This is a genomic window from Acinetobacter sp. neg1, from assembly GCF_000788125.1.
Classification (GTDB): domain Bacteria; phylum Pseudomonadota; class Gammaproteobacteria; order Pseudomonadales; family Moraxellaceae; genus Acinetobacter; species Acinetobacter vivianii.
The window spans coordinates 205,119-219,145 of sequence record NZ_JSZD01000020.1; the positions used below are offsets into that span (position 1 = coordinate 205,119).

General features: G+C 41.3%; 13 protein-coding genes and 1 pseudogene. 10 read left to right on the forward strand and 4 right to left on the reverse strand.

Annotated elements, in window-relative coordinates; translation table 11 throughout:
* The first annotated feature begins 305 nt into the window (after positions 1 to 305).
* The 4 genes from tauA to tauD are packed head-to-tail and all read left to right on the forward strand — an operon-like array spanning position 306 to position 3,898.
* A complete protein-coding gene (gene tauA / locus PJ15_RS15220; protein WP_171248608.1) occupies positions 306 to 1,346 on the forward strand; it encodes a taurine ABC transporter substrate-binding protein in 1,041 nt (346 codons plus the stop codon).
* Between the two features lie 9 nt (positions 1,347 to 1,355).
* On the forward strand, positions 1,356 to 2,147 hold the full coding sequence (locus PJ15_RS15225; protein ID WP_047432242.1) for a taurine ABC transporter ATP-binding protein: 792 nt from the start codon (positions 1,356 to 1,358) through the stop codon (positions 2,145 to 2,147).
* Positions 2,144 to 3,022, forward strand: a complete 879-nt coding sequence (gene tauC / locus PJ15_RS15230; protein WP_047432244.1) for a taurine ABC transporter permease TauC — start codon at positions 2,144 to 2,146, stop codon at positions 3,020 to 3,022. The genes PJ15_RS15225 and tauC overlap by 4 nt, the downstream gene beginning before the upstream one ends.
* A 30-nt stretch (positions 3,023 to 3,052) precedes the next feature.
* Positions 3,053 to 3,898, forward strand: coding sequence for a taurine dioxygenase (tauD, locus tag PJ15_RS15235; protein WP_047432246.1), 846 nt, complete (start codon positions 3,053 to 3,055; stop codon positions 3,896 to 3,898).
* Between the two features lie 320 nt (positions 3,899 to 4,218).
* On the opposite strand, the pseudogene PJ15_RS15240 reads toward tauD, so the two are convergent.
* Positions 4,219 to 5,306 (reverse strand): annotated as a pseudogene (locus tag PJ15_RS15240) (AraC family transcriptional regulator).
* 64 nt (positions 5,307 to 5,370) lie between these two features.
* Between PJ15_RS15240 and PJ15_RS15245 the strand changes: the two are divergent.
* The 3 genes from PJ15_RS15245 to PJ15_RS15255 all read left to right on the forward strand — a co-directional run bounded on the left by PJ15_RS15245 (position 5,371) and on the right by PJ15_RS15255 (position 9,716).
* Positions 5,371 to 7,119: a neutral/alkaline non-lysosomal ceramidase N-terminal domain-containing protein gene (locus PJ15_RS15245; protein WP_047432250.1), complete on the forward strand. Its 1,749-nt coding sequence runs from the start codon at positions 5,371 to 5,373 to the stop codon at positions 7,117 to 7,119.
* Positions 7,116 to 8,402, forward strand: a complete 1,287-nt coding sequence (locus tag PJ15_RS15250; RefSeq protein WP_047432253.1) for a D-arabinono-1,4-lactone oxidase — start codon at positions 7,116 to 7,118, stop codon at positions 8,400 to 8,402. The genes PJ15_RS15245 and PJ15_RS15250 overlap by 4 nt, the downstream gene beginning before the upstream one ends.
* 153 nt (positions 8,403 to 8,555) lie before the next feature.
* Positions 8,556 to 9,716: an alanine racemase gene (locus PJ15_RS15255; protein ID WP_047432256.1), complete on the forward strand. Its 1,161-nt coding sequence runs from the start codon at positions 8,556 to 8,558 to the stop codon at positions 9,714 to 9,716.
* Positions 9,717 to 10,016: 300 nt separating this feature from the next.
* On the opposite strand, the gene PJ15_RS15260 is transcribed toward PJ15_RS15255, so the two are convergent.
* Both PJ15_RS15260 and PJ15_RS15265 read right to left on the reverse strand, forming a co-directional pair.
* Positions 10,017 to 11,258, reverse strand: a complete 1,242-nt coding sequence (locus PJ15_RS15260; protein WP_047432258.1) for an OmpP1/FadL family transporter — start codon at positions 11,256 to 11,258, stop codon at positions 10,017 to 10,019.
* Positions 11,259 to 11,520: 262 nt separating this feature from the next.
* On the reverse strand, positions 11,521 to 11,961 hold the full coding sequence (locus PJ15_RS15265; RefSeq protein WP_004771257.1) for a universal stress protein: 441 nt from the start codon (positions 11,959 to 11,961) through the stop codon (positions 11,521 to 11,523).
* 247 nt (positions 11,962 to 12,208) lie between these two features.
* On the opposite strand from PJ15_RS15265, the gene PJ15_RS15270 reads away from it, so the two are divergent.
* Together PJ15_RS15270 and PJ15_RS15275 are read left to right on the forward strand one after the other, a co-directional pair.
* A complete protein-coding gene (locus PJ15_RS15270) occupies positions 12,209 to 12,499 on the forward strand; it encodes a hypothetical protein (RefSeq protein ID WP_047432261.1) in 291 nt (96 codons plus the stop codon).
* A 107-nt stretch (positions 12,500 to 12,606) separates the two neighbouring features.
* Positions 12,607 to 13,098, forward strand: coding sequence for a DUF2505 domain-containing protein (locus PJ15_RS15275; RefSeq protein ID WP_047432263.1), 492 nt, complete (start codon positions 12,607 to 12,609; stop codon positions 13,096 to 13,098).
* A gap of 46 nt (positions 13,099 to 13,144) precedes the next feature.
* Here the strand turns inward: PJ15_RS15275 and PJ15_RS15280 are convergent, their stop codons facing one another.
* Entirely contained in the window at positions 13,145 to 13,348 is a 204-nt protein-coding gene (locus tag PJ15_RS15280) for a hypothetical protein (protein ID WP_047432266.1), read from the reverse strand.
* 132 nt (positions 13,349 to 13,480) lie between these two features.
* Here PJ15_RS15280 and def point away from each other — a divergent pair, with 132 nt between their 5' ends.
* Positions 13,481 to 13,963 carry a peptide deformylase gene (gene def, locus PJ15_RS15285; RefSeq protein WP_004771264.1) on the forward strand — a complete coding sequence of 161 codons (483 nt, stop codon included), beginning with the start codon at positions 13,481 to 13,483 and terminating at the stop codon, positions 13,961 to 13,963.
* The last annotated feature ends 64 nt before the right edge of the window (positions 13,964 to 14,027 follow it).

The following is a 14,027-nucleotide window of genomic DNA, read 5'->3' on the forward strand; positions in this document are numbered from 1 at the left end:
TCAATGATCATTTTTTTATAGGGATTATTAATATGATTTTTATTACATATCTATGTTGAAATTATTGTTATGAGTTTTAATGCTGAGTTTATTAAAAATAAATATTTTACTTTTCAATTAAAGACCCTTTTAACTATCAGCAAGATGTCATGAGAAAATAAAATGAAACAGCATTAAAAAATATGAGAAGACGATAAAAACAGCAAAAATTGTTTAAAGCTTATTCTTATCTTTAAAAAGAATAAGTAACTCACTTTTTCTTATTTTTAATCATATAGTCTCGCGCATACCATAAGCAGATATTGTTGAAAGATCATCTAATTATGGGCATCAAGAACACCAAGCCGTTAATCGTTACAGCGATCGTCCTTGTGGCGATTGTTGCTTTTATTGTCTATCAAAATCAAAAAGATGCCACACCCGCACAGTCTAGAAATAATAAAGCGGTGGTGATTGCCTATCAGACTGGTATTGATCCAACCAAAGTCGCACAAGCCAACGGTGACTATGAGCGAGAGAGTGGACAGGCGATTCAATGGCGTAAATTTGATGCGGGTTCAGATGTGGTCAATGCATTAGCTTCGGGCGATGTCGTGATTGGCAATATTGGCTCAAGTCCATTGGCGGCTGCAGCTAGCCGTGATTTACCGATTGAAGTGTTTTTGGTGACAGCAAAATTAGGTGGTTCTGAGGCATTGGTGGTCAGCAACAAATCAGGCATTAAAACGCCGCAGGATTTGATTGGAAAAACCATCGCTGTGCCATTCGTTTCAACCACACATTACAGCTTATTGTCCGCTTTAAAGCATTGGAATATTGCAGACAATCAGGTCAAGATCATCAATTTGCGTCCACCTGAAATTACAGCAGCATGGGAACGTGGTGATATCGATGCGACTTATGTTTGGGAACCTGCTTTAAGCAAAGTCAAAGCCAGTGGCCATGTTTTAACTGACTCGAAACAGGTCGGTGAATGGGGCGCGCCAACTTATGATCTTTGGGTGGTTCGTAAAGACTTTGCCGAGAAAAATCCTGAGTTCTTGAAAGCATTCGTGAAGACCAGTTTGCAACAGATCGAAGCCTATAACCAAGATCCAAAAGCATTTGAGCAGAATGCCGATCATATCCAGAAAATTGCTCAATTGACGGGTTCTGATGCCAAAGACATTCCATTATTACTTTCAGGAAATATTTATCTGGATGGTCAGCAGCAACAAGCGACTTTAGCAGGTGAATTTGCCAAGAATATTTTTGATACAGCGACTTTCTTAAAAAGTCAGGGCAAGGTCGATCAGGTGAAGCCTGATTATCAGGGCAATGTCACGACTCAATTCTTACAGCCATAGGAGATCGAAATGAGCATATTAGCTGCTGAGCATCTTCATTTAACTTTTCCAAAGCAGACGGTACCTGTGCTTCAAGATATTAATCTGAAGATTGAAGAAGGCACTTTGACTGTGATTTTGGGCGAGTCTGGCTGTGGTAAAACCACATTGTTAAATATTTTGGCAGGTTTCCAAGCACCGAGTTCAGGCCAGATTAAACTGGATCATGAAGTCGTGACTGCACCTGACGCACGTCGTGCGGTGGTCTTTCAAGATCATGCATTATTGCCGTGGTTAAATGTCTCGGAAAATATTGGTTTTGCTTTGCAGCTTAAGGGCTTAAAAGCGCAAGAGATTCAACAACAAGTCGATGCTATTCTGAAAATTGTGGGTTTAAGCCATGTTGCTCAAGCCAATATTTGGGAATTATCGGGTGGCATGAAACAACGTGTCGGTATTGCGCGTGCTTTGATTAGCCACGCAGCCTTTATTTTATTAGATGAGCCTTTTGCCGCTTTAGATGCTTTTACTCGTGAAACCATGCAGCAGTTGGTTCTGGATTTGTGGATTGAGCAAAATAAATCGTTCTTCCTAATTACCCATGACATTGAAGAAGCTTTGTTGTTGAGTAATCAACTGGTGTTGATGACAGCTCGACCGGGCAAGATCGTGGAAACGTTAAAGCTGGATTTTGCAGATCGTTATAAGCAGGGCGAATCGATTCGAGCAATTAAATCAGATCCAAAATTTATTCAATTGCGTGAACAACTGTTTGAACGTTTACGTGTGCAGAAACAGGCAGGGCATGAGGTGGCTGTATGACGGGTCAAGCTAAAAATACAGCCTATGAAGTGACCAAGTCAGTTGCACTTCAAGCCTCGGATAAACAATCAGGTTCGGTTTTGAATGCATTAGGTGCATTTATTGCTCGCCATCGTAGCTTGGTATTGAGTTTATCGAGCGTATTGAGTGTCTTGATCATTTGGTACCTGATCACTGCATTAAAAATTGTTCCAAGTTTATTTCTGCCGAGTCCACAAGCGGTATGGCAAAAGTTCCTTGAAGTCAGCCAGCAAGGCTTTATGAAAGCGACTTTATGGCAGCACTTGGCAGCGAGTATTTCGCGCGTCTTGCTGGCACTTGTTGCAGCGATTGCGATTGGCGTGCCTTTAGGTTTGTGGATGGGGCTGAATAAATGGGTTCGTGCAGTGCTTGATCCTTTGGTTGAGTTGTTGCGTCCGATTCCACCGTTAGCGTATTTGCCATTATTGGTGATCTGGTTTGGGATTGGTGAAACCACCAAAGTGCTTTTGATTTTCTTCTCCATTCTTGCACCAGTGATTATCAGTAGTACGCATGGGGTGCTCAGCCATCAGCTCAATCGTGAACGTGCAGCCTTATCATTGGGCGCAAGTCAGTCACAAGTATTTTGGCATGTGATTTTACCGACTGCATTACCGCATATTTTAACGGGTATTCGTATTGGTTTAGGTGTTGGTTGGTCAACCTTAGTGGCTTCAGAATTAGTCGCGGCAGATCGTGGTATTGGTTTTATGGTGCAGTCGGCGGCGCAGTTCCTGATTACGGATACCGTCGTGCTTGGCATTATTGTGATTGCGATTGTCGCAGTCAGTTTTGAATTATTCTTGCGTTGGTTACAGAAGCAATTATCTCCTTGGTATGGTCAACAGCTGTAAGTGCAAATGGTAAAGATGAGAGAGTTAGAGATGACGTTAAATATTGAAATGATTAAACCAACAATCGGTGCAATTATTCACGATGTTGATTTAAACACGGTTGATGAACATACCACCCAACAAATTCAACAAGCATTGCTTGATCATCATGTCATTTTCTTTCGCAATCAGCAGCTAGCGCCACACGCGCAAGCTGAACTGGCACGTGGCTTTGGTTCTTTGCATATTCATCCGATCTATCCATCAGTCGAAAATGTACCTGAAATCATTGTACTGGACAGCTGGAAACAGGATTTACGTGACAATGAACTTTGGCATACCGATGTGACCTTTAGCCAAAAACCACCATTGGGCTGTGTATTGCAAGCGATTAAGATTCCGCCTGTAGGAGGAGATACGTTGTGGTCGAGTGGGGCAGCTGCATTTGCTGCACTTGATCAAGATTTGCAGCAGAAGTTAAAAGGCTTAACTGCAACGCATGATATCCGTCAATCTTTCCCGATTGAGCGTTTTGCGCATAATGATGTTGAGCGTCAAAAGCTGGAAGAAACCTTTAAGCGTAATCCGCCTGTTGTTCATCCTGTGGTGAGAACGCATCCAGTTACAGGCCAGCCCATTTTGTTCGTGAGCGAAGGATTTACCACGCGCATTAATGAGCTGGATGAAACGGAAAGTGCTGAGTTGTTGCAGTATCTATTTGCCCATGCCACCAATGAGCAGTTCCATTTGCGTTGGCAGTGGCAAGCGGGTGATGTGGCGATTTGGGATAATCGTTGTACGCAGCATAAGGCTTTATTTGATTATGGTGATGCGCATCGAATTATGCATCGTGCCACGATTAATGGTGATGTGCCGTTTTATCAAGCAGCAAGTTAATATTTAGTTTTGATAATTTGATAAAAAGCTTGGGTAAAATCCTGAGCTTTTTTATTTTATAGTTTGATCCTTTCGGTGGAATCTTATAGAGATCTCATCTTATTTTTGGATAAGCTTTCAGCTGGAGTTACTTTTGTTTCGGCAAAAGTAACCAAAACCTGAGCTGCGATTGAAGCTGCGTAAGATCTGCAAAACCTGTTCAATTCTTTCATCTCATATAATTTTTGATTGAGATACAAATTTCTTAAATCTTGTCGATAACACGCAGGTTGCAGATGACCTTTCCGCGTAGCTAATTTCAGGGGGGATTCTATTTTTCTTTAATCTAAATATTGTTTATAAACCGAAGGCGCTTGTCCCGTCCAACGTTTAAAGGCACGTCGGAATTCACGTAATTCACTAAAACCCAATTGCATGCTGATCTCACTCATCGACAGGTTCTGTTCAATAAGTTGTTTGGCCTTACGTTCCAACACATTTTGTCGAATTTGTTGAAAACTCAGACCTTCCAATAATAATTGCCGTCTTAGATGGCGCTCACTGATGCGTAAATGCTCAGCAGCTTGCTGCATCTCGAAACGTTCAGGTAATTGCTGTTCAATTAAATGATCGAGTAAATGCACATAACCGACTTGATTGAGCTGATCAATTTCTTTTAGGGCCTGCTCACAGATTTGGATGGCAGTTGCATAGTTGGCTGGGCTGTAATTCTTTAATCCACGTTGCAACATGCTGCTATTAAAGCGGATGATATTTTTAGGGCTGTTAAATTGAATCGGGCAGCCAAAGATATTTTTATATTGTTCTTGGTATTGGTTGGGGAAATAGCTGAGTTCAAGACTAATCACATCATTATGATCGCCCAGCATCGCGTTTAAACAGGTGATGATGCTACTCAATAATTCATCATGGAAAAAAGCTTTCAGATCATCACAAGGATGAGACTCAATCACTTCCAGCTCACAGACATTCGCTTGGAGGCTAAAGTTGAGATTGAGCACGCTGCCAGAAATACGATGGTAACGCAGCGCAATATCTAACGCATCAGCTACGGTTTTGCATGATTGCATGGCAAAACCCAAAATCCCCATTGAAATCAAACCTTCACTACTGCCAAGTTTTAAGCCGAGGTCGGGTTGTTGATACGCTGCAATGGCCTGACGCACAACCTCACAAAGCTGGGGAAAACGAACCACTCCTTGGGTTTGCTGAATTTGAGCGATATCCAGACCAGAGTCTTGAAACCAGACTGCATATTCCCACTGCTGTTGCTCTGCATAGTGGATCAGGCTAGCTAAAATCGTGGGTGGAATAAACTGTTGCTGGTCATTTTTATAGATGTTGTGTTTAGGCATAAGTCCGTTTTGCCCCCCAAGAAAAGTTCCTTTAACCCTGTTGGGTATCGCATAATTTTGATTAACTTTCAACAGGCTTAAGACAGCTAGAAAAAGAATTTTAAAAGGAAAGCACCAATGTATCAGGTGGGTTGGGATAAAAAGGAAATTAAAATAACGCCGAAAGGTTATGCCATGTTTGGTTATGGGCAATGGTCTCATCGTGCTTATGAACAGCGTACGGCTTTATATGCCCGTAGTGTGAGTATTGTCGATCAACAAGGCAATCGACTGCTGATCTGTTGTCTAGATTTAGGCTGTATTACCCACGCCATGCGTAGCCAAACAGTCGTGCAATTAACTGAACGAATAGGCTCGAAGTTTAATGAAAATCAATTGGTGTTAACAGCAACGCATACCCATTCAGGGCCAGGCGGTTGTGCGCATGAAGCTTTGTATAATATGCCGACACCAGGTTTTGTACCTGAACATTTAAATGCCATTGTTGACGCGATTGTACTGAGCATTGAACATGCGATTGCGGTAGAACAACCCACGGAAATTTTTACCAGCACACAGCATTTTCCCGAACAGATACCTGTCGCATGGAATCGTTCAATCAAAGCGTATAATCGAAATCCAGAGGTGAGACTACATTCCGAAGCTGAAACGCATTTGGCTTTAAATCGGGAAATGCAACTGATTGGTTTTTATCGTGAACAGAAATTGCAGTCCTTTATTTCTTTGTTTGGTGTACATGCCACCTGTTTGGGAAACACCTTAAAAGCGTATGATGGCGATAATAAAGGTTATGCGGCTGCATTTTCAGAGCAGTCTTTAATCCAACAAGGCATTCAAAATCCTGTAGCAATTTTTGCCCAAGCCACCGCTGGGGATGTATCGCCGCATTTTCATGGTAAAGACCAGCTTAAGATTCGTCGTCAGATTAAAGGTGAGCAGGAGTATCAATACGCACAACAAAATGGACGTTATCAAAGTGAATTGGCTTTGACAGCTTTACAGCAGGATATTTCTAAAAATCTGGAAAAAGTTGAAGGCAAGATTGATGCCGTTTTGTCCTATGTCGATCTGAGTAATATTGAAATCCCTGTAGATCTAGCAAATGGGCAGCATAATGCAAAAACCAGTCAGCCTTGTCATGGCACGGCATTTTTTGCAGGCACACCTGTCGATGGTTTAGGGGCGCCAAAACCGTTGATTAAAGGCATGCAATTTTTGGCAAATCAACTGCGTAAACACAGACTTAAAAATCCTGATTCAGCAGATTTTATTGCCAATCAGCAGCTGTATGCTTCACAAGGACCAAAGCTGATTGTATTAGAAGCAGGGGCTAAAAAGATTTTAGGCCAGCCGATTGGTTTTCCACCCAGTATTCTTGATCCATTGATTGCCGAGATGAATCGACAAGTCAAAGCGGGTGCGATTCAAGACAGTCCTTTAGTGCCGAGCGTTGTTCCCTTACAAATTGTGCGATTAGGGTCTTTGGCACTGATATGTTGTCCGGGAGAATTTACTACGATTGCAGGGCAACGTGTTATCGCTACAGTGAAACAGACGGTTGCTGCACAGACTTCAATTGAAAAAGTTTGGTTCGCTTCATACTGCAATGATTATATGGGTTATGTCACCACCTATGAGGAATATCAAGAACAGGCCTATGAGGGCGGACATACCTTATTCGGGCAATGGACTTTAGCTGTCTGTCAAAGCAAATTCAAAGATTTAGCAGAACAATTATTATTAGAAAAACATAAACGTCATTACGATGAAATGACACGTCCACAACCCATTCCAAAACAAGAACTCGCAAAACGCACGAATCATGGCAACTTAAAAACTGCCGTTAGCCAAGGAGAGGCAGTATGAGTGATCTAAAACAAGGGATTTGGTCAAATTGGTCTGGCTTTCAAAAAGCCAAGCCGCAACAGATTCTTCGACCTGCCCATATTCAAGAACTACAGACCATCGTTCAAGCACATCAAAAAATACGGGTGGTAGGTGCAGGACATTCTTTTACGCCGTTGGTTTGTACCGATGCCACCTTATTGTCTCTAGATCATATTACAGGGATTGCATCGACTAATATTGATCGATGTCAAAGCAGTATCTATGCAGGCACACGATTGTATGATTTAGATCAACATTTAAAACAGCAGCAAATTGACCAAGCCCTGATGAATCAGGGCGATATTGATCAGCAAAGTCTGGCGGGTGCAGTGTCTACGGGGACTCATGGTACAGGGGCAGATTTGCATTGTATTTCGGCCTATGTTGAAGCTTTCGAGCTACTGACAGCTTCAGGTGAAATCCTAAAATGCAGTCGTACTGAACATCCTGAAATTTTTGCGGCTGGACGAGTGTCTTTGGGGAGTTTGGGGATATTGACTCAAATCACCATGCAAAATCGTCCGCGTTATAAATTAAAAGAACATATTGAACTTTGTCCTGTAGAGGACATGATGCGGCATATTCAGCAATGGAAGCATCAGCATCGGCATATTGAATGTTTTGTATTTTCCTATGAAAAGCAGTTGATGCTGAAAACTCTGGATGAGACTGATGAAGAGATTTTGCCACGCAAGGAGAATTTCCCTTCTGATGATACCTTGCTCACTTTATGTTCTGAGCTGACCAAAAACTTTCCTTCATTAAATCCGTATTTACAGAAGCTGTTGGGAATCTTTGTTAAACCGACGACCTATGTGGATTGGTCGAGCACAATTTTCCCAACGCCTCGTAATACCAAGTTCAATGAAATGGAATATCAGATTCCTGTTGATCGTGGAATTGAATGTTTGGATGAAGTATTGCATGCATTAAGGGTTAATAAGGTTGCAACTTTTTTTCCGCTCGAATTTCGCTTTGTGAAGGGGGATGATATTTGGCTCAGTCCTTTTTATCAGCAGGATTCGATTTCGATCTCGGTGCATCAATACCATAAACAAGATCCGCGTTTGATTTTTGATGTGGTTGAACCGATATTGCAGAAATATCAGGGTCGTCCGCATTGGGGTAAAATGCATCATATGACCACGACACAGCTTCGTGCTTTATATCCAAAGTGGGATGATTTTATGGCTTTACGTCAGCAGCTTGACCCAGAAGCCAAGTTTTTAAATCCCTATCTGGAAAGGTTATTTTTAGGTTAAAAGAATTTTTTATGCGTTGAAAGTGCTTAACGGAGTCATATCGAGTTCTCATCCAATTAAGAGTAAAGCTTTCAACTGGACTGACTTTGGTTCCGCCCTGAGAATCGTATCAAATTGTATATAAATTTTCTTGGATTGAAAAAAGGTATCGCCATGTTGGATCATTATTTTAAGCAACTCAATCTCGACTTAAAAAAACAGGGGATTGCTACACCGCAACTGATTGTCGATGAAGCGGCTTTAAAACAAAATATCCAGCATGTTCAAATTCGTCTGGCTCACGCCAAACACTTAAAAGCACGCTTGGTGGTGAAGTCTTTAGCGAGTCTAGACTTACTCAAATTGTTATCTGAACAGATGAATACACAACGCTTTATGGTGTTCCATCAACCGCATATCATTTCAATTTTAGAAAATTTTGCTGAGGCCGATATTCTGTTGGGTAAACCAATGCCTGCCCAAGCCGTTCGTCAATTTTTTGAACAGCATGCAGAATGGTCGAATGCCAATATTCAGTGGCTGATTGATACTAAACAACGCTTACAGCAATATCTTGAGATTGCCCAGCTCTATTCTCTATGTTTGCATGTGAATATTGAGATTGATGTTGGTTTGCATCGTGGTGGGGTGCAATCGACAGCGCAACTGGCTGAAATATTAAAGTTGATTCAACAATATCCCCAGTATTTAAAGCTTTCTGGTTTGATGGGCTATGATGCGCATGTCAGCAAAATCCCTGCCATCATTAAAAAACCTGAACTGGCTTATCAAAGTTCGCAACAGACCTATGACACTTACCAAAAGTTAATCCAAAATCATTTTCCGATGCTCTGGAATGATGAGCTTTGTTTTAATGGCGGCGGCAGTCCGACTTTTAGCTTTCATACGACTGAAAGTGTCTGCAATGATTTGTCTTTTGGTTCAATGTTGCTCAAGCCTAGTGATTTTGACAGTGATTTTTTAAGAGCATTACAACCTGCTTTATGGATCGCAGCACCTGTGTTAAAAGTCCTGCCATTTACCAAGCTTCCTTCGATGTCTTTACTGGATAAATTGCCACATAAATGCAAAGCGCTGTTTATTTATGGTGGTTATTGGTTGGCTGATTATGTCTATCCTGCACAAGCGCATACGCATGCGTTGTATGGGCGAAGCAGTAATCAGGAATTGGTCAATGTGCCGAAGAATTGTGATATTCAGGTCGATGATTTTGTGTTTTTAAGACCGACGCAGAGTGAAGCAATTATTTCCCAGTTTTCTGAACTAATGCTCTATAAAAGTCATAACTTCTTCTCTTATCGAACTTTTCATTAGGAAAACTTATTGAGATGTATAGACTTTTTAAGCTTGAAAGCGCTTTAGAAAAAGAATTTCTTAACGGAGTCATACCAGATCTTTATCCTGTTCCTAGATAAACCTTCGGTTCGACCTACTTTTCTTTCGGGAAAAGTAGGCAAAACCATTGTCATTCGCAAAACTCGCCAGCTACCAGCAAGTATCAAAAACATCGCAGAAACCTTATATAATTGATGTAGTTCTGCCTCAAACAGTTGCGAATGACTTCTCCGAGTATCAAAGATTAGGAGTAAATCTTATTTTTTATTTACCCCATTATTAAAAGCGATAACCAATTTTCAAACCATAACCGATCGCGCTGTTATCTTTAAAGTCGGCTTGTTCAGCAATGGGTTTAATGCCAGCTACAGGAATGTAATAAGTGCCATCTTCGGCAACGACATCACCAAGCCAGAAGTACTTAATCCCGCCTGCAATAAAGTAGTTGGGTGCGGGATTAAACTGAACACCAACACCCAAGCCCCATGATCCTTGCGTTGGATTCAGAGTGGAGGCAGGATCGCCTGTGCCAGAGTCCCAACTCACTTCCGTAGATGCACTCCATTTTTCGCTAAACTGATGTCCAATACCCACATTCGCCATCCACTGATCTTTTTGATAGCTGTCCAAATCAAAACCACCTGTGTATGTACCTTCACTGATTAGGCCTGTCAGATATTCTGTCACTGCGCCAAACTGGGTTGGGCGAATATGGAAATCTTTCCAGTTGACCCAGCGGACATTGGCATAGGCGAGCGTGTCTTTATACACACCTGTTTGAAAATCAAGACTCACCGATTGTGGCGTACTGATTTTGGTTTTACTTGGTGTTGTCACTTCTAAAGGCTGACCAAACATGGTTTCGGTGACTTGCATGTCGTGGTCGATCTTGGCGCGATAGGTGACTGCCGCTTTTAAAGCAATATCAGGTATTTGATAACTCAGACCCGCCAACCAGCCGACAGCATGATCCTGTTTAAACTTGGCATCATAACCATTAAAGGCTTCGCTATAAGAATTCCCCCGTAGTGCCACATCGCCTTTGACGGATTGATAAACAGCCCCACCATACAGTTGAAAATTGCTAAACGGGCTAACCCCAAAAATCATGCTGATGCTTTCGGTGTCGACATTGACTGAGGTGCCTTGCTGGGTAAATTCATTATCCGAAAAGGTGTTATTGGATTGCATCGGATAAGTAATGTCTGCGCCAAAAGGCTGGTCATAGAGCAGGCCAAAGCTGATTCGGTCGGTGAGTTGTAGCTTGAGCGCGGCAGCATAATATTGAAAGCTATTGCCCATATTGCCTGAGTTCAGATTCTGCGGATCATTGACCAGCTCTGGGCGATTACGGATTTTCCCTGAAATATCTGGATCTACCGCGGTCGCACTCACTTCAACATAATTGCCATTTTCCAGAAAAGCTAGAATGGATTGGCCTGACTGATCCAGTGCAGCAGCATGATTCACTGTGCTGGCAAAAAGGGCATACAGGCCGATTAAAATTGGATTGCGTTTCATATTGATCATCCTTGGAAAACCGTGTCTTATTTTTAGCGCTGATATTTTTATTAACGATCATTTTTTCTATTAGCAGTAAATTGATTTCACTCAATATTTTTAAATAGAAAGTCAATGTCCATACAGGTAGTGAAGCATCTTTTCAAGGCATCGAATAGGGTTGTAAATGTTCAGGATGGGGGGATTAACGGTCAAAAGGTTTTGATCCAGACAAGAAAAAAACCTTGTGATAGTACACAAGGTTTTTTGGGAAATTTACAGCTTATTGTTTGATGATCAGTACTGGAATATGCGATTCAGTCAAAACGGCACGTGCTACGCTTCCTAGCAATAGACGTTTCACGCCAGTACGTCCATGTGAACCCATCACAATTAAATCTGCACCGACTTCATCGGCAACGAAAAGAATGCCTTCACTGGCTGAACCATGATGAATTTTAGTGTTAACCTCAATACCATCACGGACAAAAGATTGGGAAATATCCTGTAGTTGGGTTTTGGCATGCGCTTCGGCCTGCATAAAATAATCGGTAACCGCAGGTGCAAATTGATAAAAATCAACACCAACAAAAGGATCAACCACAACCACGCTGAGGATGGTCACCTTTGCTCCTGATAATTTTGCTAAAGAAAGTGCATGCTCAACCGCTGCATAGGAAATTGGAGAATCGTCAACAGGTACTAATATATTTTGATATGACATCTTATATTACTCCTTTATGGTTATAAAAAATGAAAGCATAAGATGTTGATAACATATTGAGTCTAGGTGAGCAAATCAGCATCGTTTGAAAAGTGATGATAAAACTGAAAATAATCTAGAAAAACAGGGGATTCCCCCCGCAAAATAGAGCGATAAGAAAATCACTGTATTTTTGTAATTCAGCTTAAGATGAACTTGAGATTCAACGAGAAAATTTGAGCGTTATTTAAATGAATAAGGAAGTGTTGTGTTACTCAATCTAGATGCCTTTAAGCAACAAAAATTTGACCAGATGGCAGCCAAAATCATGGCTGATCCAGACATGTATCTGGATTTTGATTCGGTTTCAGATTTTTATAAAGCGGCGTGGTTAGATGAGTTTCCGCAAGGCACGATATGGTCAGCCACTGGACTGGATGATGGTGCTGAACAATTTTATGCGGTGATTGAATATGGAGATCACTATCTGTATATCAGCCGAACAGAACGCGTTACGGTCAAATTAGGCATGCGTCATCATTACAATAAAAATAACTAATCCGAGCAGTCATCCATTTTTGCCAGATCAGATTTTGAGATGTAAATGAGAATGCTATACTTTTACGCAATGATGAAATCCTAATAAAACGAAATGGAAATTTAAAAATGGCACATCAATTTACGGTGAATGAAACAATTCATGGTGTTTCAATTGAGGACTTTTCACGGCTGGTGGCGGATACTTCATTGCATGAAGCAGTGTGCAAACGTATTCCTGGGGAAAATCTGGAAATTATTGAATCTGCGGTCAATGGTGATATTTATACTTTACGCCGTGAATACAATCTGGATGTGAATATTCCAGAGGTGGCAAAAAAATTATTAAAGAATGCATTTCGCTTAAAACGTTCTGACATTACACATTTGAAAAATTTAACTTCTACGGTTGAGTTGGGTGCGAACTTGCCTTTGGAAGCGAAAGGTGAGCGTAGCGTGACAGGCGACAGCGAAAAAGTGAATATCTCTTTAACGTGGACGGTTAAAGTAAAAGTACCGTTGATTGGCGGGATGTTAGAGAAGCATGCTGAAGGTGAAATTCGTAAATTCAGCAATCTTGAAATCGAAATTGTTGCAGATGAATTAAAGAAACATCTTTAATTTTTCAATAGTTAGAAAACTCTCCAATTGGGGAGTTTTTTTGTTTTTAGAAACGTAAGAAATAGGGAAGGATTGAAAGGATAATACCAATCACACTGATCATCGCCGTGCTATCAATAAAATAGGTAAACAGCATCAAGACTAAGCCACAGACCAACGGCACCGTCATTTTCTGCTTCTTTCCATATAGAAAATAGCCTAAGCCAATCGAGCTAAAGATGACACCTAGAAATAGTTGGGTTGCATTCATTGTCATTTGCCATCGTTATTTTTTTCGCAAATATATTATGACAATATTCTTAAATGAAAATTATGGTAACTCGATAAAATATCCAATACGATATTCTTCACTATTTGGTCAAAACAATTATAAGGGCGTGGGATGAGTGTAATTCTACCTGTAGCACAACGTGGTGAAGAGATTTTAAAAATTAAAGCGGCGGCGGTCGCGAACGGGGAATTTAACAGTGAATGGTTATTGCAACTGGCGTCTGCCATGCATGCGACCATGCTTGAGCGCAATGGCGTCGGGATTGCAGCGCCACAAGTCTATATTTCAAAGCGCTTAATTATTGTGGCCTCTCGACCGAATCCACGTTATCCCGATGCACCTGAAATGGATGCTGTGGTGATGGTCAATCCTGAGATTTTAGAATTTTCTCAAACGACCTGTTTGGGTGAGGAAGGCTGTCTCAGCGTGCCAAATGAACGTGGACAAGTTGAACGCGCGCAAGCGATTAAAGTCCGTTATTACACCTTACAGGGTGAAGTCATTGAAACCACTTTTGAAGGCTTTCCTGCACGTATTGTGCAGCATGAGGTTGATCATCTGGATGGGATTCTATTTGTCGAACGATTGAATTAATTTCTCTAACCAATGGCAAATTGGTTTCAGTTCCAGCCATGCATTGCGATCTTAAATCATTACA